The sequence below is a fragment of the Candidatus Pantoea multigeneris genome, assembly GCF_011752615.1.
GTDB classification, from domain to species: domain Bacteria; phylum Pseudomonadota; class Gammaproteobacteria; order Enterobacterales; family Enterobacteriaceae; genus Pantoea; species Pantoea multigeneris.
Genome location: NZ_VWXF01000001.1, coordinates 818623 through 841929, shown reverse-complemented (window position 1 = coordinate 841929; position 23307 = coordinate 818623). Strand labels below are relative to the sequence as shown.

Annotated in this window: 16 protein-coding genes; 8 read left to right on the top strand and 8 right to left on the bottom strand. The window is 49.8% G+C overall.

Features of this window, described 5'->3' with window-relative positions:
• The first annotated feature begins 26 nt into the window (after nt 1-26).
• Both F3J40_RS03895 and F3J40_RS03890 read left to right on the top strand, forming a co-directional pair.
• Nucleotides 27-1121, top strand: a complete 1095-nt coding sequence (locus tag F3J40_RS03895) for a DUF1615 domain-containing protein (protein WP_167012664.1) — start codon at nt 27-29, stop codon at nt 1119-1121.
• Between the two features lie 58 nt (nt 1122-1179).
• Nucleotides 1180-1890, top strand: a complete 711-nt coding sequence (locus tag F3J40_RS03890; protein WP_017349714.1) for a Bax inhibitor-1/YccA family protein — start codon at nt 1180-1182, stop codon at nt 1888-1890.
• A 47-nt stretch (nt 1891-1937) separates the two neighbouring features.
• Here F3J40_RS03890 and F3J40_RS03885 read toward each other — a convergent pair whose 3' ends face one another.
• From F3J40_RS03885 to F3J40_RS03875, 3 genes are read right to left on the bottom strand one after another with little or no spacing between them, the layout of a single operon-like run.
• Nucleotides 1938-2891, bottom strand: a complete 954-nt coding sequence (locus F3J40_RS03885; protein ID WP_167012663.1) for a lysylphosphatidylglycerol synthase transmembrane domain-containing protein — start codon at nt 2889-2891, stop codon at nt 1938-1940.
• Nucleotides 2891-4135 (bottom strand): cardiolipin synthase ClsB, encoded by a 1245-nt coding sequence (clsB, locus tag F3J40_RS03880; RefSeq protein ID WP_167012662.1) that lies wholly within the window; start codon nt 4133-4135, stop codon nt 2891-2893. The genes F3J40_RS03885 and clsB overlap by 1 nt, the downstream gene beginning before the upstream one ends.
• Entirely contained in the window at nt 4132-4893 is a 762-nt protein-coding gene (locus F3J40_RS03875) for an endonuclease/exonuclease/phosphatase family protein (RefSeq protein ID WP_167012661.1), read from the bottom strand. The genes clsB and F3J40_RS03875 overlap by 4 nt, the downstream gene beginning before the upstream one ends.
• Before the next feature lie 178 nt (nt 4894-5071).
• Between F3J40_RS03875 and F3J40_RS03870 the strand changes: the two genes are divergently transcribed.
• The 4 genes from F3J40_RS03870 (at nt 5072) to F3J40_RS03855 (ending at nt 9214) form a co-directional block, all read left to right on the top strand.
• Entirely contained in the window at nt 5072-5464 is a 393-nt protein-coding gene (locus tag F3J40_RS03870; protein WP_167012660.1) for a YbhQ family protein, read from the top strand.
• Between the two features lie 164 nt (nt 5465-5628).
• Nucleotides 5629-6990, top strand: a complete 1362-nt coding sequence (gene rhlE, locus F3J40_RS03865) for an ATP-dependent RNA helicase RhlE (protein WP_167012659.1) — start codon at nt 5629-5631, stop codon at nt 6988-6990.
• A 2-nt stretch (nt 6991-6992) separates the two neighbouring features.
• On the top strand, nt 6993-7946 hold the full coding sequence (dusC, locus tag F3J40_RS03860) for a tRNA dihydrouridine(16) synthase DusC (RefSeq protein ID WP_167012658.1): 954 nt from the start codon (nt 6993-6995) through the stop codon (nt 7944-7946).
• Between the two features lie 68 nt (nt 7947-8014).
• Complete coding sequence (locus tag F3J40_RS03855; protein ID WP_167012657.1) at nt 8015-9214, top strand: MFS transporter; 1200 nt, start codon at nt 8015-8017, stop codon at nt 9212-9214.
• Between the two features lie 531 nt (nt 9215-9745).
• Here F3J40_RS03855 and ppk2 read toward each other — a convergent pair.
• On the bottom strand, nt 9746-10663 hold the full coding sequence (gene ppk2 / locus F3J40_RS03850; protein WP_017349441.1) for a polyphosphate kinase 2: 918 nt from the start codon (nt 10661-10663) through the stop codon (nt 9746-9748).
• A gap of 13 nt (nt 10664-10676) precedes the next feature.
• Nucleotides 10677-12272, bottom strand: a complete 1596-nt coding sequence (locus tag F3J40_RS03845) for an inorganic phosphate transporter (RefSeq protein ID WP_167012656.1) — start codon at nt 12270-12272, stop codon at nt 10677-10679.
• 163 nt (nt 12273-12435) lie between these two features.
• On the opposite strand from F3J40_RS03845, the gene F3J40_RS03840 reads away from it, so the two are divergent.
• On the top strand, nt 12436-13461 hold the full coding sequence (locus tag F3J40_RS03840) for a CorA family divalent cation transporter (RefSeq protein WP_167012655.1): 1026 nt from the start codon (nt 12436-12438) through the stop codon (nt 13459-13461).
• A gap of 94 nt (nt 13462-13555) precedes the next feature.
• On the opposite strand, the gene F3J40_RS03835 is transcribed toward F3J40_RS03840, so the two are convergent.
• Nucleotides 13556-14656: a L,D-transpeptidase family protein gene (locus F3J40_RS03835; protein WP_167012654.1), complete on the bottom strand. Its 1101-nt coding sequence runs from the start codon at nt 14654-14656 to the stop codon at nt 13556-13558.
• 337 nt (nt 14657-14993) lie between these two features.
• Between F3J40_RS03835 and F3J40_RS03830 the strand changes: the two genes are divergently transcribed.
• Nucleotides 14994-20837 (top strand): hypothetical protein, encoded by a 5844-nt coding sequence (locus tag F3J40_RS03830; RefSeq protein ID WP_167012653.1) that lies wholly within the window; start codon nt 14994-14996, stop codon nt 20835-20837.
• 7 nt (nt 20838-20844) lie between these two features.
• On the opposite strand, the gene F3J40_RS03825 is transcribed toward F3J40_RS03830, so the two are convergent.
• Nucleotides 20845-22659 (bottom strand): glycoside hydrolase family 15 protein, encoded by a 1815-nt coding sequence (locus tag F3J40_RS03825; RefSeq protein ID WP_167012652.1) that lies wholly within the window; start codon nt 22657-22659, stop codon nt 20845-20847.
• A gap of 69 nt (nt 22660-22728) precedes the next feature.
• The gene (locus tag F3J40_RS03820; RefSeq protein WP_167012651.1) at nt 22729-23304 is read right to left on the bottom strand and encodes a DedA family protein; all 576 of its coding nucleotides are present in this window, start codon (nt 23302-23304) and stop codon (nt 22729-22731) included.
• Nucleotides 23305-23307 lie beyond the last annotated feature (3 nt).

Sequence of the window (23307 nt, the reverse complement as noted above, 5' to 3'; positions counted from 1 at the left end):
GTCACCGAACTGATTCAGGAAGAACCATGTCCGCCCGTTATTTATGCTCTCATCTCATGCTGCTTCTCCTGCTACTGCTGGCCGGTTGTAGCAGTCAGAAAAAAGCCACAGTCTCTGAACGCCCACCTGCCGATGTCAAAGCGCAAATCCGCCAACTTTTGCCGCCGCATGTCAGTAATAAGGCGGACTGGGCAAGTGATATTTACACCAGCTTTACCGCGCAGAAATTAGAGACTTCTGTCAGTCAGCTGTGTGCGGTGATTGCGGTAGCTGACCAGGAGTCTAACTTCAACGCTGACGCGCCAGTGAGCGGGTTACCTAAGATTGCCTGGGGAGAGATTAACCGGCGTGCTGGCACCCTGCATATTCCGGCATTTTTAGTGCGCACGGCCTTGTTAATTAAATCACCTACCGGCGAGAGTTATGCGGCACGCCTCGATAAAGTGCGCAGTGAAAAAGAACTCAGCGCCATCTTTGATGACTTAATCGATTCGGTGCCGATGGGACAGCGGCTGTTTGGCGATCTCAACCCGATTCATACCGGCGGCCCGATGCAGGTCAGCATCTCCTTTGCAGAAGCACATGAAAAGGGTTATCCGTGGCCGATTGATAAAACCATTCGCCGTGAAGTCTTTACCCGTCATGGCGGCATCTACTTTGGCACTATGCATCTGCTGGGCTACCCGGCGGATTACAGCCAGCCGCTCTATCGTTTTGCCGATTATAACGCGGGTTGGTATGCCAGCCGTAATGCGGCATTTCAGGCAGCGGTGGCGCGCTTAAGTGGTGTGAAGCTGGCGCTGGACGGGGATCTGATTCGTTACGATTCTGATGCGGCAGGGAGCACTGAACTGGCGGTGCGCCGGATAAGCGACCGGCTGGAGATGAGCAACCACGATATTCGCCGTGACCTGAATCTTGGCGAGCAGCCAGAATTCAGCCGTAGTGTGCTGTGGCGTAAAGTGTTTGCACTCGCAGATAAGCAGGCGGCTAAACCGCTGGCGCGGGAGATGCTGCCGGGCATCAAACTGGAAAGCCCGAAAATTACCCGCGATTTAACCACCGCCTGGTTCGCCCGGCGTGTAAACGATCGTTACCAACAATGCCTGAGTCGCCGTTGACGGCACTGCGCCGTACGTCCAGACTTAGAGCAGTTATTTCACTTACAAGAGGTGCATCATGGACCGATATCCACAATCCAGTGATCCAATCGTACAGCGTACTTCCGTTGGCCTGCAGACCTACATGGCGCAAGTCTACGGTTGGATGACCTGTGGTCTGTTACTTACCGCTTTTGTTGCCTGGTTTGCTGCCCGCACGCCAGCGGTCATGGAACTGGTGTTTGCCAGCCGTATGACCTTTTTCGGCCTGGTCATCGCGCAGCTTGCGGTGGTCTTTGTGCTCTCCGGCATGGTACAGCGCCTGAGTGGTGCGCTGGCGACCGGCTTGTTTATGCTCTATTCGGCGTTAACCGGCTTAACGATGGCGAGTATTTTTGTGGTTTACACCTACTCGTCAATCGCCAGTACCTTCTTTGTGACGGCCGGGATGTTCGGAGCCATGAGCTTCTATGGCTACACCACCAAACGCGACCTTAGCCGTTTCGGTAGCCTGCTGTTTATGGCGTTGATTGGTATTTTGCTGGCTTCGCTGGTGAATTTCTGGCTGAAGAGCTCCGCATTGATGTGGGCCATCACCTATATCGGTGTGGTGGTGTTTGTGGGCCTGACGGCTTATGACACGCAGAAACTGAAAAACATCGGTGAAAGCATTAATACCAACGATAAAGAACAGCTGCGTCGTTATTCGATCCTTGGCGCGCTGACGCTGTATCTCGACTTTATTAATCTGTTCCTGATGCTGTTGCGTATTTTCGGCAGCCGCCGTTAAGGCGTTTTGATCACAGCGCCTGTTCCGGGCGCTGTGATGCTTCCCCGCTAGATATTCTGCACATTTTTTTCGCGCAAATGCCTGGCCTGGCTCTCCAGCCACAGATAGAGCACCAGTGCCACCACCAGCGGCAAAATAAAATACAGCACCCGATAGGCGAGCAGGGCGGCGATAATTGTGCTGTGCGGTAATTGCCCCCCAAGTAGTGCGAGAAACACCGCTTCAAGTACACCAATCCCGGCCGGAATATGCACAATGACGCCCGCAATGCTGCTGATCAGCAAGACCCCAGAGACCTGCATAAAGTCAGCCTGTTGTCCCAGTAATAGCCAGATAATGGTGCTCATCACCAACCAGTTAGCGCAGGAAACGGCAAACTGAAACATCGCCATCCGCCAGCCAGGCAGTTGCAGCTTTTTGCCTTTAATCGTCCAAACGCGGCGTTTGGCAAAGGTGCAGCCGCAGAAATAGGCGATAACCAGACACAACAAGCCTAAGCCGATCAGGCGCAGCGCGGTGCTGCCAACAAACCAGCCCTGGGGAAGCGGCACCCAGCCCGCAGTAAAAATGATGCCCGCTAACAGGATGTAGCCCAGCCAGTTGGTGGCAATGCTCAAAGAGAAAATGCGCGTGATCGTCCCGCCGGGCAGACCAAGCCTGGAGTAGAGACGGTAGCGCATCGCCACGCCACCCACCCAGGTACTGAGGGTAAGATTAAACGCGTAACAGATAAAGGAGACCAGCATTACCTGGCGTTTTGCCAGCTTATGCCCGCAGTAGGCACGGCCAATCAGATCGTATATCCCGTAGAGGGCATAACTGACGGCGACCAGTCCCAGCGCACTGGCTATCGCAATACGGTTATAGTGAGTGATGACATGCCAGACATCTGCCCAGTTGACCTTGCTGGCATACACCACTAACAGCACGATGACGGCAATAAAAAACAGCACCGTCAGGATTTTCTTGATTCGTTGTCCGCGCGAATGTCTTCTGCTCATCAGGGTTTCGCTCCTTGATTCTCTGTTTCAATCCGGTCCTGCGTTTCCATTTCCGGCTGTACCGGCGGTTCGACGAGTGCGAGTTTTGGCGTATGGGCAGGGAGCCAGCCAGCCATCGCCGGGAAGTGGCGCAGGAAGTGAAAAACCACCACGCTTTTAGTCAGTTGCCACAGATTACGTGGCGGAAGTTGATGTGCTTCCACCCGCTGGCAATCCCGTTCCAGCAGATGTTGCAGGTTGTCGCGCAGGGTCTGATTAAACTGGCGATCGTAGATGATCAAATTGGCTTCCAGATTGAGCGATAAACTCAGCGGATCAAGATTACTGGAGCCGACGGTAGACCACTGCTGATCCTGCACCGCGACTTTGCCATGCAGTGGGCGACGGCAATACTCATACACTTCAACCCCGCCCTCAACCAGGTAGTTATACAGCAGTTCTGCCCCCACTTTTACAATCGGCATATCCGGCTCGCCCTGCACAATTAAACGGACGGTGACGCCACGCCGCGCTGCATTGCGCATTTCTCGCAGCAGGCGGTAGCCGGGGAAGAAGTACGCATTAGCAATCGTGACCTCCTGGCGCGCGGTGCGCAGCATGTCGAGATAGTGTTGCTCGATGGCATCACGATGGGCTTCGTTATCACGAAAGACAAACAGCACCTGAGCGTTACCCGGCTGCCTGTTGCGGGCCAGCGGAGAGTGGCGTCTTTGCCACCAGCGGCGCAGCGGCCGATCGCTGCCAAAGGCCTGCAATTCATAACGGCTGATATCCTCAACCACCGGCCCCGTCACTTCAACGGCATAGTCTTGCTTGGCCTGCGGACCGAAGTCGGTATTGTGTTCGGCAGAGAAGTTGATGCCGCCAACAAACGCAATCCGCTGATCGACCACCACCACTTTACGGTGCAGGCGGCGGAAGACATTGGTCCGCATCCCCAGCACGCGCGGGCGTGGATCGTAAACCATAAAACGGACGCCCGCCGCGGTAAGGCTGTTGATGTAAGCGTCACTCAATTCCGATGAGCCATAGCCATCAACCAGCAGTTCGATGTGGACACCGCGCTGTGCGGCGTTGAGCAGCGCAGCGTGGAGGCGATGGCCCACCTCATCTTCAAACAGGATAAACGTTTCCAGCAGAATACTGCGCTCGGCCCCCTCAATCGCCTCAAACACGCGAGGGAAAAAAGCATCACCATTTTCCAGCAGCTGTAACTGGTTACCGTCTCGCCATTGTGCATTCATAGGTGGATCTCCACGGCCAGCGGTGCATGATCGGAAAGGTGTGACCAGGGTTTGACGGGCAGTGCCCAGGGGTGACTGGCTGAGGCATTGCGCACGTAGATTCGGTCCAGGCGCAGCAGGGGAAAGCGCGCGGGAAAGGTGCGTTCTGGTCGGCCATACTTGCGGCTGAAGACCTCGCTCAGTCCGGCATGACGTTGCAGAAAAGCATTGGCACGCTGGCGCCAGTCATTGAAATCGCCCGCAACCACCACCGGATCATCTTCGGGTAATGCCGTGACAAACTCGGCCAGTTTTTGTAACTGTGCCAGGCGATGGGATTCCCGCAGCCCAAGATGGACGCAGATGACATGCAGGGTTTTATGCGGCGCGGGTAAGGTGATTTGGCAGTGTAACATGCCGCGATTTTCACTTCCGGCAACAGATATGTCGAAATTTTTGTACTCAACGATCGGATAACGTGACAAAATCGCATTCCCGTGGTGTCCTTCAGGATAAACCGCATTGCGGCCATAAGCGAAATCGCTCCACATCGTGTCCGCCAGGAATTCATAGTGCGGTGTATCCGGCCAGTTTTCGACTTGCAGAGGGTGGCTACTGTGTGTCCCCATCACCTCTTGCAGGAAGACAATATCGGCTGAAGTGGCACGCACCGCGTCACGCAGTTCCGGCAGAATAAAGCGACGATTAAAGCTCGTGAACCCTTTATGGGTATTGATCGTCAGGACTTTAAATGAAAAACCGGCTGTGATTTGTGGCATACTTCGGCCCACTCCTTTTCAGTATGAACAGGATAAAGTGTAGTCTCTGTCACAAATGGACGGCGGGAGGGGCAGAAATTTAGGGTGTAATCCTAAAATTGCTATAGATTGATGGCACGTCACCGGCTGCGGCTGGTTGTACTTGGGCGACCTGTTGTGTCTGCCAGGAGATGAAGATATGAAATGGTCTAATCGAGTTCAGATTGCTACCGGCCATACCTGTGTTCACATTGCCATGCATCTGTTGGTGATTGTGGCGCTGGTATTGGGTTGGCAGCATAAAATGTTGGTTGAAGTGAGCAGTACCCTGGTTGTGGCATATGCGCTGGTGTTTATCACTATGCTGGTCACGCAGCGTAGTGCCCGTTTACGCGCTCTTGGTGATTATCTCGAAGAAGCGACTACCACGTACTACTTTGGCGCAGCGATGCTGAGCCTGTTTTTAATCTCTCGCGTTTTCCACAATCCGCTGCTGTTGGGTTGTCTGGGACTGGTGATGTTAGTGGGGCCTGCGCTGGTTTCACTGCTGGTAAAAGAACCCGCACCGCGTCCCGAGAAGAAGCGCAGCTGACATTCATGGGCGGCTCTCGCGCCGCCCTGATAAAGCTGCTACACTGCGCGGCTTACGCATTGTAGTTTATGCCCTTTTCACACGTTAGCCACGGCTGGCGTCATTATCCCCCTGAAAACTGCACCGTGAATCACGGTCAGGGCGGACCGGAGTAATACACTTACATGTCTTTTGACTCTCTCGGCTTGAGTGCCGATATTCTGCGCGCGATCGCCGAGCAAGGCTATAACGAGCCGACCCCTATTCAGCGTCAGGCGATTCCCGTTGTCTTGTCTGGCCGTGATTTGCTTGCCAGCGCGCAGACCGGTACGGGCAAAACAGCCGGTTTCACCCTGCCACTGTTGCAGTTACTGAGCACCTCTGGCGCACCTGTGCGCGGTCGTCGTCCTGTGCGTGCGTTGATTTTGACCCCAACTCGCGAACTGGCAGCTCAGGTCGGTGAGAATGTGCGTGAGTACAGTAAGCACCTTAACATCCGTTCTCTGGTGGTATTTGGCGGTGTCAGCATCAACCCTCAGATGATGAAACTGCGCGGCGGTGTAGATGTGCTGGTGGCAACGCCTGGCCGTCTGTTGGATCTGGCACATCAGAATGCCGTCGATCTGTCTCAGGTTGAGATTCTGGTGCTGGATGAAGCGGACCGTATGCTGGATATGGGCTTTATTCACGATATCCGTCGTGTATTGGCGCGTCTGCCGGCTAAACGTCAGAATCTGCTGTTCTCAGCGACCTTCTCTGATGAGATCAAGACGCTGGCTGAAAAACTGCTGAACAACCCGGAACAAGTCGAAGTTGCACGTCGTAATACCGCTTCTGAACAGGTGAGCCAGCAGGTTCATTTCGTTGATAAGAAGCGTAAGCGGGAGCTGCTGTCGCTGATGATCGGTCAGGGCAACTGGCAGCAGGTGCTGGTGTTTACCCGTACTAAGCACGGCGCTAATCACCTGGCGGAGCAGTTAGGTAAAGACGGTATCACCGCCGCAGCGATTCACGGTAATAAGAGCCAGGGTGCCCGTACCCGCGCATTGGCTGATTTCAAATCTGGCGCAATTCGCGTATTGGTTGCGACCGATATCGCCGCCCGTGGTCTGGATATCGAAGAGCTGCCGCATGTGGTGAACTATGAGTTGCCGAACGTGGCAGAAGACTATGTACACCGTATTGGTCGTACCGGCCGTGCTGCCGCTACCGGTGCTGCACTGTCACTGGTTTGTGTCGATGAGCACAAGCTGCTGCGCGATATCGAGCGTCTGCTGAAGCGTGAAATTCCACGTCTGGAGATTGCTGGTTTTGAGCCAGATCCTTCGATCAAAGCCGAACCGATTCAGAATGGCCGTCAACAGCCAGGTGGCCGTGGCGGTCGTGATGGCGGTCGCGGTGGTCGTGATGGTGCTCCGCGTCAGGCTCGTAGTGAGCAGGGTGAGAAGCGCAATCAGCCGCGTCGTCAGGGTAATGGCGCAGGCAATGCGCAGGGTGAGCGAGCAGCACGTCCAGCTCGTCGTCCGGCTAACCGTTCCGGTCAGTAATCATGCGAGTACTGCTGGCGCCGATGGAGGGCGTACTGGATTCACTGGTGCGCGAGTTACTGTCGGAGGTTAACGATTACGATCTCTGTATTACCGAGTTTTTGCGGGTCGTTGATCAGCTGCTTCCGGTCAAGTCGTTTCATCGGCTTTGTCCGGAGTTGCAGCATGCCAGCCGTACGCCCAGTGGTACGCGGGTGCGTTTGCAGCTACTCGGTCAATATCCCGAGTGGCTGGCAGAGAACGCGGCCCGCGCCATAGAGCTGGGTTCCTGGGGCGTAGACCTTAACTGCGGTTGTCCTTCTAAAACGGTCAACGGCAGTGGTGGTGGGGCTTCATTATTAAAAGATCCCGAATTGATTTACCGTGCCGCCAAAGCCATGCGTGCAGCGGTGCCTGCCGATCTCCCCGTGACGGTAAAAGTCCGTTTAGGCTGGGATAGCGCCGGGCAGCGGTTTGAAATTGCGGATGCGGTACAGCAAGCGGGTGCCAGTGAGCTGGTGGTGCATGGCCGGACGAAAGATGATGGTTATCGTGCAGAAGCGATTAACTGGCAGGCGATTGGCGAGATCCGTCAGCGTTTGTCGATTCCCGTCATCGCTAACGGTGAGATTTGGGACTGGCAGAGCGCGCAAGATTGCCTGCGTATTACCGGGTGTGATGCCATCATGATTGGCCGTGGTGCCTTGAATGTGCCGAATTTGAGCCGAGTGATTAAAGAGAACGCTGCACCGATGCCGTGGCCTGAAGTGGTGGCGCTGTTGCAGAAGTATACCCGGCTGGAGAAGCAGGGCGATACCGGGATGTATCATGTGGCACGTATCAAGCAGTGGCTAGGATATCTGCGCAAAGCTTATGGCGAAGCGGATGGTCTGTTCAGTGAGATCAGAGCGCTGAAAGTGTCACAGGATATTGCTGATGCCATTGATCGTTACGCTCTACAGGCGGTTCCCGCTTAAAAAAGGGGCGACCCATTAGCAGGCTAAGGGTATAGTAAAGGTACGCGAATATATTAATCTTACCTGCTATGTCTGATGCTGCTGTACTGAGTAACGCTCAGTTAAATAAACGAATTGTCTCCGTCATTATCTTTACCTTCTTCTGTTACCTTTCAGTTGGCCTGCCACTCGCTGTGTTGCCTGGCTTTGTCCATAACACGCTGGGGTACAGCTCTTTTGTTGCCGGTTTGATTATCAGCATTCAGTATTTTGCTACTCTGGTGAGTCGCCCTCAATCTGGCCGCCTGGCCGATCGTTTTGGCCCGCGAAGTGTGGTGATGCTTGGTCTGGTTTGCTGTGGGATGAGCGGTGTGCTAACCCTGGTTGCGGCGTTGACCCAGTCAAGCCCGTGGGTGAGCCTGCTGATGTTGGCATTAGGCCGCATTTTCCTCGGGTTTGGCGAGAGTTTTAGCAGCACCGGAGCTACGCTTTGGGGCATGAATATTGTGGGTCCGTTGCAGACGGCCAGGGTTATTTCCTGGAACGGCGTAGCCACGTATTCGGCGATGGCTATCGGCGCACCTTTTGGCGTCATCCTCAATAATAGTTTTGGTATCAGTGGCTTTGCTGGTCTGGTGGTGTTGATGGGCGTGGTGGGTTTTTTCATTGCCCGCAGCAAGCCCGCCGTGCAGGTTGCCATGGGTAAGCGTATTCCTTTCCATCGTGTTTTCACCCGTGTCAGTTCCTATGGACTGGCATTGGGTTTCGGCACCATTGGTTTTGGTGTGATCGCGACCTTTATTACCCTCTATTTTGCCAGCCGTGACTGGAGCGGAGCCGCAGTGGCATTGACGTTATACAGCGCGGGTTTTGTGCTGATTCGTCTGGTGTTTAGCCGTTGTATTACTCGCTTCGGGGGCTTACGCACTTCGCTGTTTTCTCTGCTGGTTGAGTGTGTTGGGCTGTTAATTATTTGGCAGGCGAGTAGCGTCTGGCAGGTGGATTTGGGGGCATTCCTTACCGGTTCGGGTTTCTCACTGGTTTTCCCCGCGCTAGGCGTGGAGGCTGTGAAGCAGGTAGAGCAACAAGATCAGGGTTCAGCATTAGGCACGTATTCAGCGTTTCTCGATTTAGGTCTGGGCCTGAGCGGTCCGGTTGCAGGGCTGCTGATTGCTCACTGGGGCATTCAGTCGGTGTATCTGGCGGCAGCACTGATGGTGCTGGGGGCATTCCTGATTACCTTCCGGCTGGTACGACGTGAGCAGCAAACCCCGGTCGCAGAGAGCTGAGTAGCTCGATTTATCAGGCGAGTGTTTTGACGCTGCTGGCAGCGGTGATTAAGCCGCTATGGGCTCAGGTGGCAGGTCAGACAATGGGGGGTATGACTGCAAAGGAATCCGTATCCCTACGATCCGCTGGCACATCCATGTGCCAGAGGCATTTGCTGTCATACCCCCCATCATCTTCCCAACGGCAGCTGTGCGGCTGTCAGAAGTCCGTGCAGTTTTTTGCTTTTGGCACAGGATTGCAGACAATATTTTCTCAGGCAAAACAACGATATGGATTTCGGAGGGCAGGGTAATCGGAGCGAGCCACGTCGCAGCCCGATTGCCCTGACAGGCCGAGGCATCTCGGTTTCACAGGCGAGTGTTTTGACCTTGCCCTTGACCTGGTTTACATACAACACAACGCTATTGATTTCGGAGGGCAGGGTAATCGGAGCGAGCTACGTCGCAGCCCGATTGCCCTGACAGGCCGAGGTATCTCGGTTTATCAGACGATGGTTTTGACCTCAACCTCAACCCTTCCGCCGAGGGAAATTAATACTTCTCTGGCACAATCATATTTTCCGGTACGGGCGAACGCTGATAATCCTCATGACGCTCACGGCGCGGCAGAGTAATCGCTTTCTGCTCGCTCTCTTCATAAGGCATCTGTTGCAGCAAATGGCTAATACAGTTAAGTCGGGCTTTCTTCTTATCAACGCCCTGAACCACCCACCATGGTGCCTCTGGAATATGGCTCCGCTCTAACATCTCCTCCTTCGCCTCGGTATACTCCTCCCAACGACGACGGCTCTCCAAATCCATGGGGCTCAATTTCCACTGCTTCAACGGATCGTGAATACGGCTGAGAAAACGCAACTCTTGCTCTTCATCGGTAATGGAAAACCAGTACTTAATAATCTGAATGCCACTGCGGGTCAGCATCTTCTCAAACTCAGGCACGCTGCGATAAAACTCCTCAACCTCATCATCGGAGCAAAAGCCCATCACCCGCTCGACACCGGCACGGTTATACCAACTGCGATCAAACAGCACCATTTCACCTGCTGCGGGTAAATGCGCAATATAACGCTGGAAATACCACTGCGTTTTCTCACGATCGTTTGGCGCAGGAAGTGCAGCAACGCGACAGGTACGCGGATTCAGGCGCTGAGTAATACGCTTAATCACACCCCCTTTACCGGCGGCATCGCGTCCCTCAAACAAAATCACTACACGGTGACCGGTGCGCATAACCCAATCCTGCAATTTCACCAGCTCACCCTGCAAATGCAGCAATTCACGAAAATAGCGCCGCCGCCAGGCTTTCTCATCTTCTGCGCCTGGCTGACCTGCACCAAAGCGTAAATCATCCAGTTCCATCTCCAGCTCTTCATCGTAGCTGTCATAAAACTCCTGCAACAAGCGCTGATTAAACACCTCATTGCCGAGAATATTATCGTGTGTAGCCATTTTTTCTTCCCCGTTAAAGATGAACAAACAGTGCGTAAAGCGAGCCAGAAAGCACAATGGAAACCGGTAAAGTTAACACCCAGGCGATGGCCAAATTGCGCAGTGTAGAAAGCTGCAAACCCGAGCGATTGGCGGCCATGGTACCGGCTACACCGGAAGAGAGAACGTGAGTGGTCGACACTGGCAGGCCAAAGGCATCGGCAGCACCGATAGTCGCCATCGCGACCAGTTCAGCACTGGCACCCTGAGCATAATTGAGGTGCGTCTTACCAATACGCTCGCCGACTGTCACAACAATGCGACGCCAGCCCACCATCGTGCCGAGCCCCAACGCCAGCGCAACCACGACCTTAACCCACATAGGGATAAAGCGCGTGGCGCTATCCAGCTCCTTCTTCACTGCCACCAAATTCTGCGCTGTCTCCTCTGGAAGCGCGACTTTGGCGCTCTGCAAATGCTTAATCGACTCTGATGCCAGATACATATCATTACGGGTATTGGTCACGGCCTGAGCCGGAATATTATCCATTGAACCGTAACGGCGGATCTGACTGCTAATATCGCCCAGCATCATCCCCAGAGCAGGTAACACTTCCGGGCGTGGCTCGCTGGTACGCACAAACGTTGTCAGCACTTCACGCGGCTGAGGTTGTCCTGCAACCGGTGGCTGGATGGCGAGTAACTGATTTTCTGTTACCTGCGTCAGAGCTGCCACACGCGGGATCTGATCTGGCGGCAAAGAACGGTTCAACGCATAGGCGATAGGCATGGTACCGACCAGAATCAACATAATGAGCCCCATCCCTTTCTGCCCGTCGTTGGAACCATGGGCAAATGACACGCCGGTACAGGTCAGGATCAACAAACCGCGAATCCAGGTAGGAGGTGGCTGATTGCTCTTAGGGGCTTCATACAGCTCACGGCTCTTCACCACTTTTTTCATGATGACCAGCAGCAACGCAGCGCAGACAAAACCAATAATCGGGGAGAACAGCAGGGCATAACCCACATTGAGCGCCTGGCCCCAGTCGACGCCGCTGGTGCCACTACGACCATGCATCAACGCGTTTGCCACACCTACGCCAATAACAGAACCGATCAACGTATGTGAAGATGAAGAAGGCAGGCCAAAATACCAGGTGCCAAGGTTCCAGATAATCGCCGCCACCAGTAACGCATACACCATGGCAAAACCATTGCCGCTTCCCGCCTGCAAAATTAACTCCACGGGCAGCAGCGAGATAATACCGAAAGCCACGACACCACTGGAGAGCAGGACGCCGAGGAAATTCCAAAAACCTGACCACACCACGGCAACACCGGGGCTCAGTGAATGGGTATAAATAACGGTCGCTACGGCGTTAGCGGTATCATGAAATCCGTTAACAAACTCAAAACCCAGCGCAATCACCAACGCCAGACCCAGCAACACGAAAGGCATATAGCTGACAACGGGAGCACCCGTCTGCTGTACATCACTAAACAAATTCAGCCCGGCAAAGGCCAGCCCGGCCAAAATCAGTAGCAGAAATAAGGGACGTGAGAAGCGGTTTTTATTGGTGAAATCCGGACGCCCGGCCGACGATGCAGGAATGCTATTATCGCTCATACAAGTCTCACTGTGGATGATCGCTACCGGTTGGCAGCGGTGCTACGCAGAGTGATACCGTCTCTCTATGACAAAATGATGATGCCCCCAGCAGCAGTCATGAAACTGTCATAAAGCATGGGCAGGATAAAGATCTGTTCTGATAACCTTTGTACCTATCTCTATGGCCCAGCCGGTTTTACCCCTTGCACCACTGCCTGATTTCAATAATGAAGTTGCGGGCCTGATTCATGGTTACTTGTTCACGCCGACCGCGCCGCCACAACGGCTGGATGCCCGAGAAGCAGCACAAATGGCACGCACCCCCTATGGCGAAGAGTGCTTTCTCTGGCTCCATATCAATCTTAATCATGCACGTGCGGAACGCTGGGTTCAGGATCACTTCGCGGTAGACCGCGATTTCTTTGATGAGATCCACTCCGGGTCACCGCGCACCCGTTTGGCGCAACAAAATAATGCCCTGCTTGCCGTGCTGAATGATGTCACCTTCAGCCGCGAGGAGCGCAGTGCGCAAAATGCCACCTTGTGGATCTGGTGTCAGTCGCACTTAATCGTCAGTGCACGCTTTCGCGCGGTAGAAATGATTGAGCGTATGCACCAAAGGCTACCTGCGCTGGAGTTCCGTGAGTCAGAAGAAGTGTTGCTGTGGCTGCTGGGCGAGCAGGAAGCACAGCTGGAGCAAGTGGTGCGACGCACCAGCCAGGCAGTGGACAGTATTGAAGAACGGCTACTCAGTCCGGCCATCAAAGCTAACCGCAGTGAATTGGGACGGTTACGCCGTATGCTACTGCGTATTCAGCGATTGTTGGCCCCGGAACCCGCAGCACTGTTCCGTTTATTGCATCGCCCACCCGCCTGGTTAAAGCGTGAACCGCTCAATGACCTGCGTGCTTTCACCGAAGAGTTCAGCGTGGTACTCAACGATCTTGCCAGTTTGATGGAGCGCATCCGCCTACTACAGGAAGAAATAGCGGCGCGGCTGATGGAACAAAGCAACCGCACACTCTTCCTGTTAACCGTGATTACCGTGCTGGCGCTGCCGATCAATATTGTCGCCGGCTTTTTCGGCATGAACGTAGGCGGTATTCCGTTAGCCAACAATCCACACGGATTTTTGCTCCTGGTACTCCTTGTGCTGGCCTTCACCCTGGTAGCAGGGTGGCTTACGCTGCGTGCGCCGAGGGAGTAGAGCAATTAATGTCTCTATTTTTACGTTGGCAATAAAAAACCCGTAACCTGATGAAGGTTACGGGTTGAATGCTATTCAGTACAGCAGTGACAAATTACTGTGCAGGCTGCACGGTATTTTCATTGGTCACTGGGGCTGCTGCCGGTTGTGCATCCGCTGCTACGTTGGCTTGTGCTTGCAGAGGCGCATTAACTGGCGTCAGTGGCTCTTCCTTCGGCGTTGCCATGTCATTTTCAGCGACTGCAACCGGAATGCTCTGCGCATTAGGTGCACCAGCGGTGACTTTGGTTGGCATACCGCTGCGTGCCTGAATCGAGCTGTTCACCAGACTCTGATCAACACTCGCATCAGAAAGCAGTTTAGTGACTGAAGCGGTCAGGTTAATTGGAACGATTTCACGTGAGTTAAACTGCTCTTCCGTGGTGGAAAGCGGGTTATGCACTTCAACATAACGTGAACCGTCTGGCTCAACGGTAGCTTTAACCGGCTGATCGATAAACTGTACGCGAGTCCCGACAGGAACATGCTGGAACAGCCATTTAATGTCGTCAGCACGCAGGCGCACACAACCGTGGCTCACACGCAGGCCGATACCGAAGTTAGCGTTGGTACCGTGGATGGCATACAGGCGACCGATGTACAGGGCATAGAGTCCCATTGGGTTATCTGGGCCAGCCGGGAATACCGCAGGAATGGTCTCACCGCGTGCAGCATAGTCAGCATGCATCTGCTTAGTTGGCGTCCAGGTTGGGCCATCTTTCTTACGCTGTACGGTAGTGGTCCAGTTAACTGGCGTGTCTTTGCCCAACTCACCGATACCGATTGGCAGCACAACCACGGTCTTACTGCCTTTCGGGTAGTAATAAAGACGCATCTCGGCGCTGTTAATCACAATACCTTCGCGTGGTGCGTCTGGCAGGATCAACTGCTGTGGAATGGTCATTTTGGTGCCAGCCGCAGGCAGATACACATCTACATTTGGGTTAGCTTCCAGCATGTTACTCAGGCCCATCTGATACTGAGCGGCAAAGGCCTCCAGTGGCAGTTTGCTATCCTGAGGAACGGTGATTTCGAAATTTTGCCCAATCAGACGACTGTTAGCCGCCGGTAATGGGTAGACCACAGCAAAAGCTGACTGACTAAAAGCGGCCAGTGCTAGGGCGATGGTGGCGAACGCGCGAATGCTCATTTTCATATTTTTCAACAAGTTATTGTTTTCAGACGGCTTATGGATACGACGACCCCGATCTGGCAACTGGCCAGCACTTCATTATAAATGCTTTGCATTGAAGTTGTGAATCTTGTTTTTATTCTTACGGGCTATTTACGTAAATACATGTTTCCAAAAGAAAAAATATAAAATCTGGAAACTTTAGTGAAAAATAGACAACAATTGATTTTTTACTATGCTTAAAAGACATCTCTCCCCGATCTTTCTGAGTGCAGCAAGAATATTCATATTGCCCTTGGTTATTATTCTCTGTGCATTTTCAGAATAATTTACTTATAAGTCTATTGCGCGAGGAAATATTATGAATGACAAAGTTGCGAAATCTACTGAATATCATAATGAACATTCAGGTAACACAACGGAAGGATTTAAACCCAGAATAAGGGAAGATGGGGAAATATACGCAGCAGATTTGGAGTTAACCATTGATCATCTGGTAAGTAAAGTGCCAGACGGTATTGATAAAATACCCACACCTACTTTTGAGACTTATATTTATGATGCTATCTCAGTTGTTAAGTATGTAACCAATGGTATGGTGAATAACACCGGTTCAATGCTGAGAAGCAAAGTGGCTAGCAGTATTGATAGTATCATTCATTCTGGTTTTCCGGCTTTATCAAATTATCCTGTCATTTCGGATTTAAACTGGCTGTATCCTATATTTAAATCATTAATTGAGAGTGAGGGGGTATTAAATAAAATAAAAATAGCGATGAGGCAGGCTGCCCTGTTTGTTGCCAGGCTACCGCTAACAACCACGGGAAGAGGGCTTATTTCTGCCTATTTTCAACATCTTAAACTCCTTCTCCCCACAGAAACATATGCAATTCTCGATGCTATAGGAAATTATAGCGAAATATTTTCATCCTTACTGAGTTTTATTCCTGACTTTTCAAGTCTGGACGTTGGCGATCTCAGCGTAGTGTGGCTCTCTCTACTGGTATGGAGTCTTTCGGTTAATGCAGGAAGTGTAACCAGACTCAGAACATCTTTAGGAAAATCCTTCCAGGCTGCATACGATATGACTGACTGGTTGCCCTCATTTTTCGGTTGGTTGGGATTGTTAAACAGCCCAGCAGTCCCTGCCCAGTTAAATGATTCGGGAGGTAGAGAGGTATCTGTACCCGTAAGTGAGCGAGACCACTTCTCATCCAAACCCCAGAACAACAGCGATGAACCAAAAGAACCTTTCTCCTGGCTGTCGCAATTTCTGAATAGCTTACAAGACCCACTCAAATTCCCCACTGCAATGGCTACTGATCAGCAATCCAATGATTCACAAGTGGGTAATTTGTCGGTGCAACAAAATGAGATGATAGAAAATGCGGAAAAGCATATCAATCAATTGGTTGACCACTTTATTTCCGCCTTACGCTCACCTGAAAAAACGGGTACCCTCAATGGTCTGAGTCTTGAAGGTATAAATGAATTAAAATCAGGTTTATTGAATGGCATAGATTTCAACAAAGCATTGTCATTTCGTATACGTTATAATGATTATGATTTAAGGGAGTTTGCTTTTGAATTAGCTGGTCGTGATGTGAGTGATAATATTGTAACTAAGTCTGTTTCCAGGTTTCAGTTGTCAGAATTCAGCTTGCAAAAAGAATTAACGCTTGAACCCACCATTAAAAAATTTTCAAGTGATTTTACAAGTTATATGTATCCGCTTACTGATGTAAATATCGCTCATCCATTTGAAAGGAATTTAGGTCCCATACCAGACGACGACGTTGATACAACCAGGATGCACAATATTATCAGTAAAGATAGAGTGAGTTATTTAAATGAAAACCCAGCAGTTTTATCTTTATATAAAAATGACATTTATTTTTCACCTGGACCTCTTTTTTCTTATAGGGAAAGTGCAGATAAAATATCATCAGCACTTTTTGAAGTTAAGAAAATATTTCAGTTTTCAGAGTTTAATTCTGGAAGGAATTTGAAATTCAAAGGCTTAACTGTTGATGAAATAAACGATTTCATGAGTGAAATTAACAATGGTTTTGACTGGGGGTCGGCATTTAATCTCGAATTACAATGTATTGATCAAGGTTATCATTTAAATATTTATGCTAAAGATAAAGCAAGTGGGTGCTATGTGGAGAAAACACTCGCATCGGAACTTTATTTTGCAGATTCCCCATCAGACATAAATGCAACTAAGGTATGGACGGTTATAAAATCTCTTATTAATCAGGTTTTACCATCGAAATCAAAAATAAAAGAACACTATATTGTCAATGATTCCGGATTGATAAAGATTGTAAATCCAGAACAGTCATCAAGAAATCATAATTTTATAGATGAACTATTAAGAAAAAGAAAGCAGGGAGAAGTTGGGGTGTTGTATTCAAGGAGTGAAAATCCTACGGAAAGTGTTTTATATCGAGGTGGGTATAATTTTAATGTAGGCATAGATAACTTTGGGAAACAAAAAACCAAATCATTAAAAGATAGAGTTGTTATAATCCCTGATCCTGTAGTCGCATCAGATTCTTTACCACAACTTCGCACTGTTATATATGAGCAATTAAATGCGATATTAGACATTCAGAGGGAATATTTAATTGGTTATTTGCTTGATAATGGATTTAGCTTAAAGGAATATGCTCTTCTTGAAAAAGATTACTTGAAGGAAATTATAACATCAGGTGGTTTTGATATAAAATTAGATTTTGATTTTAAGGCTGGTTATTATAATAATAACATATGGAAGGGACTTTCTATGTTAAGTGTTAGTGAAAATCTCAATCCATCAGAGAAAACTAACTTTAATGAATATAGGGATGATATGGTTGTTAGCCTGATGAGTAAAATAAATTCAATATTGTCCGAGGAAAGGTTTGAATTTAAACATGCATTCTTCTCTGGTTCGTATATCGATAAATTAAAGATTAACGCAAGCATGCGTGTCAAATACCCACAAGTTAATACTAATGACTACAGAATGAGCGATAAGTATGCGGAAGCTTTTAGGTTGTACGATTATAATAATAAAAACAGAGCTTCAGGAGTGACTTCCAGAGAGGTAAAAAATAAAGGGCTGGTGCAAAAAATTGTTAGTGAGCTAAAAGATGCGCATAATGTAGTGAGTAAATCATCTACCATCCAGGCTGCTACAAAACTACTGCATGGCTCGTCTGATGGGCGCAGTCGAGATTCAATAGAACAGGATGTGGTAGGGGAGTATTATAAGCTACTTGCTAATCAAGTAAATTTACTTCAGGAGAAGAAACTGCATGAGATAAAATTTCAACGAGAGTTTATTATTAATGCTCTTATGCAGTATCTCGATATAGATAAAGGGAAGTATGAAGCATTTTCTCAGCTGAAAATTGGCGTTGCTCGCGAATCATCAGGGGGAGATAAAGAATATAATCGAGATGTTTCATTTATTGAATTAATTTTTAATGATGGGTTGCGTAAGGCGGTTGGTGTCTCTGGTCTTCATCCATTAGTTATCAGACATTTTAGGCGGATAAGTCAATCTGATTTTGCTACAAAATTTAAGAACACGGGAAGATTCGTAAGCTGGCTTGCGGGTTACTCCTGGGAGAACAGTTCTGCGGAAGTTATTGCTGAATACCTTATTGATGCCGGGATGACAAATGCTAATAACAAACAGGTGTTAACAGATAAATTAAGTGGGTTATTTGGTGAAAGTATAGATACCAATGCAGTACCTGCTGCTATTGCTAATCCGGTAGAAAATTTTAAGCAACATATTCATTCTGAAATTGATTTTAAGGTCAATGAAATTTCAGACCTCGAAGCGGAGAAAATACTACTTCGTTCCCGTGATGCTCAAGACAGGATTTTCAAGGGAAATGTTAATTATTTTCAGAGTAATATGACTACCGATGCTAAATCTCTACTGACAAGTGGCGAGTTGACTGCACTCACAAGTAAAATGGCTTCGCTTAGTGCAGACTTGAAACGCATTCATGACAATACCCCGGTTGATTTTTATAATGACCTCGAGGTCTGGAAATTTAAAGATTATAAAGATCTTTTTGCACAACTGCTCCGCATGCTGCCATTTGAACCCTTCCAGTTGGCAACGCTCATTTATGACCTTGCATCAGGTGCTGGTGTCGAACAAATATCTGAAGATTTTATTTTTCTTATAGCACCATTCTTAGATGAGTTTCGTGCTCTAGACTCAATAAAATTAGGCGCGTTGTTACAAGATGCAGTGCAGTTAAAAATTTTAGCTGACAGTATTAAGCAAGCGGTTGATGCATGGAAGAAAAAAGATTTTGAAGGCTTATCTTCGTCGCTATTAAGTGTTGGCATGTCTGGGCATGGAATACTAAAAAGTGGGGCCAGGCTTGCAATGCCGCGCAAATTTGAGGCACCTTACCAGGTCCATGACATCAATGGTGAGAAATTCGTTGTTACCAGTGATGTTTCAGAGAGAGTGTCTTTTGATAGTAACGAGAAGCCAGCAATACGCAAGGGGGGGTTAATAAAGCCCTCAGAAATGACGGCCTCAGGCAAAATGACATTTTTCGAAGAGTGGGAGATCGATGATAAGCAGGCAAAAGAAACCTATGAATGTGAAACGTTTCAAGTAAGAAGCCGAAAACGTAGGGGGCTTGAGGCATGCCTGGTGATAGAAAATACGGCATTGACCTCGTTTGATTTTGATACCAAGCAAAACCCATTGCCTGCTAAAGGAACAGATCGTCCACAGGATACGGAAATTCACCCCTGGGGAGCTGACTGGAAAATGTCAGCCACTAAACTAGATGACACCTCAAAAAAACAACCCGTTGCTGCCTGGATTCTCCCTTATGAAGGTAAGTTTTTTAAGGCAGAGCCAACAGCAACAAATAGAGTACCAAAAGTATTAAAAAACACTGAGCTACCACATTATAAACTCCCGCAAACACCTGAGATGTATTCGACGGTTAAGCCTAAATTATTACATCGCAAGGGTTATAATGGCCATGTGGAAATCAATCAGTTAGAAAAAAACTTACCCGATTCTAAGGCAACGTTACCTGTCTCTATCCTACCCAGAATGCAAGTTGATCCAAATGCGCCGCAGGTGACAAATACAGGCGTTAATAATAGCCCCGCGGTTCGTGTCACTGAAGATTTCGTTATGAATTTTGGTGATAACTGGTATTTTGGTACAAAAACCAGAGGGGGGTCGGAAAGTACAACTATTGATGAAATGACAATGAAGAGTGATGGTCAACTCTCCCCAGAAGAGATGGAGGCAAAGAAACTTCATGCTGTGTTAATGAGTGCCAGCTTTCATCACAATAAATTACAAAGTCAAACCTTTAAAGGACTTGTTACAACAATAGATTCACATTCGGTTGCTCAAAGTAGTGGTGTTCAAACAACGTTACATGATGTTGACCTGTCTACAGGAGAAAAATATCTCTTTGATAAAGAACATCGCGTTTCATTGCAAAAATTGCACCGGCAACAAGGAGGGAGTGTATGGGAATCTTATGACTCGTCGAATTTCACTCCTGATGATATTGATGCAGTTAACTATAACAAGGATATTATGGAGGCACTGTATCCGGATAATTCTGATTTCGATACAACCAAAAGCGATAAGGATAAGAATGTATTTTTGAAAGGGAAAAACTATGTGCTATTTACTATAGGAGATGAAAGTTTTCTTGTTTTATCCGGGGCGAAAGTAGAAAGAAAATATATACCGAAGGTGTTCGAGGACACTAGAGTGAATGATAAGATTCCAAATATAAAAGTTGAAGTTACGCTGAGTGGTAATCATAATGTTGGCAGTAAGGGAAAAAAACATTATGTGACTTTCATTAATCTGGACACTGATTTAAACACAAAAATTGCAGATATAAATAGTAACCTTGAATATCCACCTGCTTTACCAACCGCAGCAACCCCTGAACAGCTAGGCGAGCCGGTTAAAGAGTTTAAGGTGACTTTCACCCGCGAAAACGACTCTGAGAGAATGCTTGCGGCTTTCCTGGACAGTGCCAACATAATTCAAAGAGGGCAGGATATATTCATGTTTAATCGTAATGATGCCTGTAAATCTTGTGCTGCTCTTCTAGAGACTCTATTTAATAAAGCGCGAGATGCAGGAACAACAAATATCAGGCATGTATTTATCTTTCCTTACGATAAATATTAATACTTTATCATGGCTGCCATTGCGTCTCCTCGCCGCTCAGTTTGCGGTTGAGGAAGAACGCCGCGCTGATCATCGCCAGGTGGCTGAGCGCCTGGGGGAAATTCCCCAGCGCATGGCCGCGCACGTCAAACTCTTCGGCAAACAGCCCGAGGGGGTTGGCATAGCTCAGCAGTTTTTCAAACTCAAAATGGGCTTCGTGTATCCGGCCCGCACGTGCCAGGCATTCAACATACCAGAAGGAACAGGCGGCAAATGAACCTTCTGCGCCTTGCAGACCATCGGCTGGGGTTTCATTCATATTATAGCGCTTCACCAAACCATCGCTGACAAGGTGGATTTTGATGGCATCCAGCGTGGCTAACCAGTCAGGATCGGTGGCGCTGACAAAACGCACCAGCGGCATCAATAACATTGAGGCATCGAGATGTTTACCACCCCGTGTGGAGACAAAATGGCCCTGTTCTTTGTGCCAGAAGTTTTCCCAGATATCCTGACGGATCGCGCTGCGTGCGCTGTCCCAGCGTGCGTAAGGCATCGGCAGCGAGCGTTTCAGTCCAAGGCGTAGTGCGCGATCTAGCGCGACCCAGCACATTAAGCGTGAATGCAGAAAATGTTCTGGTTCGCCCCGCATTTCCCAGATGCCGGCATCTGCCTGCATCCAGTTCTCACTCACCCAGTCAATCATCCGTGACACATGCTGCCAGCCACGTTGCGAAATCGCCTCGCCGTACTTATTCGCCAGATAAATGGCGTCCATCAGCTCACCATAAATATCCAGCTGCGTTTGTTGCCAGGCATCGTTGCCGATACGAACCGGGCGCGAGTTGCCATAGCCTGAGAGATTAAGCAGTTCCATTTCATGCAGTTCGGTGCTGCTGTCCAGGCGGTACATCACCTGTAATCGCATTTCATCGGTATGGCTATTCTCGACGCAACGGCTGACCCACTGCGTAAAGTGTTGGGCTTCATCCACATAGCCCAGACGCATCAAAGCATACATGCTGAATGAGGCGTCACGAATCCATGCGGCACGGTAATCCCAGTTACGCACGCCGCCTAACTCCTCGGGTAAACCAAAGGTCGCGGCGGCGGCAATGGAACCGTGCTGCCAGGAGGTGAGGAGTTTGAGCACCAGCGCAGAACGCTGTACGTTCTCCTGCCAGCGTCCGCGATAGGTGCTTTGGCGGCTCCAGTGCCGCCAGTAGTGCAGGGTTTCGTCGAAGCAGTGCAAAGTGTTCAGCGCCGTGACGTGAGGATCGTCGCTGCTGCCGAAAATAAATGCCACATCCTCACCGGCTTTGAGGTGAAAACTGCCGGTGGCGGCGTGCTGATCCAGCGTCATGTTGACGGTTGCCGCCAGCCGTAATGTTGGCTGGCCAGGGGCGCTAAAATCGATATAGCCAGGCCCGGCAGATGCCGTGGTTTCGGCGCGCGCGTAGTCGTGGCGTGGTGAGCAGTGGAAGGTAAAGCGTGCTTCACCCCGTAGCATTTTAACGCGACGAATCAGGCGGGGCAGGCTGTCATGCTGGCGACAAATGGGCATGTAGTCCGTCATTTCAGCCACACCTTCCGGGCCGAGCCAGCGGGTTTGTAGAATATTGGTATCTGGCAGGTAGAGTTGTTGCTGACGTGGATGCGCCCAATCGGGTGCCAGAGAAAACAGCCCGGCGGCGTCACTGTCCAACAGCGCCGAAAAGACCGAAGGACTGTCAAGGTTGGGCCAGCAGAGATAATCCAGTGTGCCGTCATTGGCGATTAATGCGCAGGTGCGCAGATCGCCAATGACACCATGATCTTCAATTTTGCGTTTAACATCGCTCATTATTCCGCTCCCTGATGACATCAAACTTTAACTATAGTCTGTTGTCCCAGCGAGGCGGGGCAATGGGTGCTAACCTGCGCGACGGTTATTCCAGCGGCGAATAAACCAGCGCAGTATCAGCGCAAACACCAGGGCGGCGATCAGCCATAACAAGTGTTTGAAGTGCTGATCGAGCTTGTGCAGCCAGGGCGTGACGATCTCTCCGGCAAAATAGCCCAGAGTCACAAAAATCAGTGACCACAGCGCTGCACCAACCAGATTCAGCACAAAAAACTTCAACGGTTTTAAGCGGCTGGCACCAATAATCACCGGACCGATCAGGCGAAATCCGTACATAAAACGCACGCCAATCACAAACAGGCTGGGGCGGCGTTGAATCAAACGCTTCGCTTTGGCAATTTTGTCGCGGTGCTTGCCGAAACGCCGCAGAATTTTCGCGCCCCAGCGCCGGCCCACCCAAAACAGAATCTGATCGCCTAAGGTGCCGCCCACCATTGCCGCTAACAGCACGCCGCCGTAGTGGAGTAAGCCCTCATGCGCCGCAATACCGCCTAACAGCGTAAATGTTTCCCCTTCGGCCAGACAGCCAATTAACAGCGCCAGATAACCATACTGGCTAATTAATCCATTGATATCGATATGCAAAGT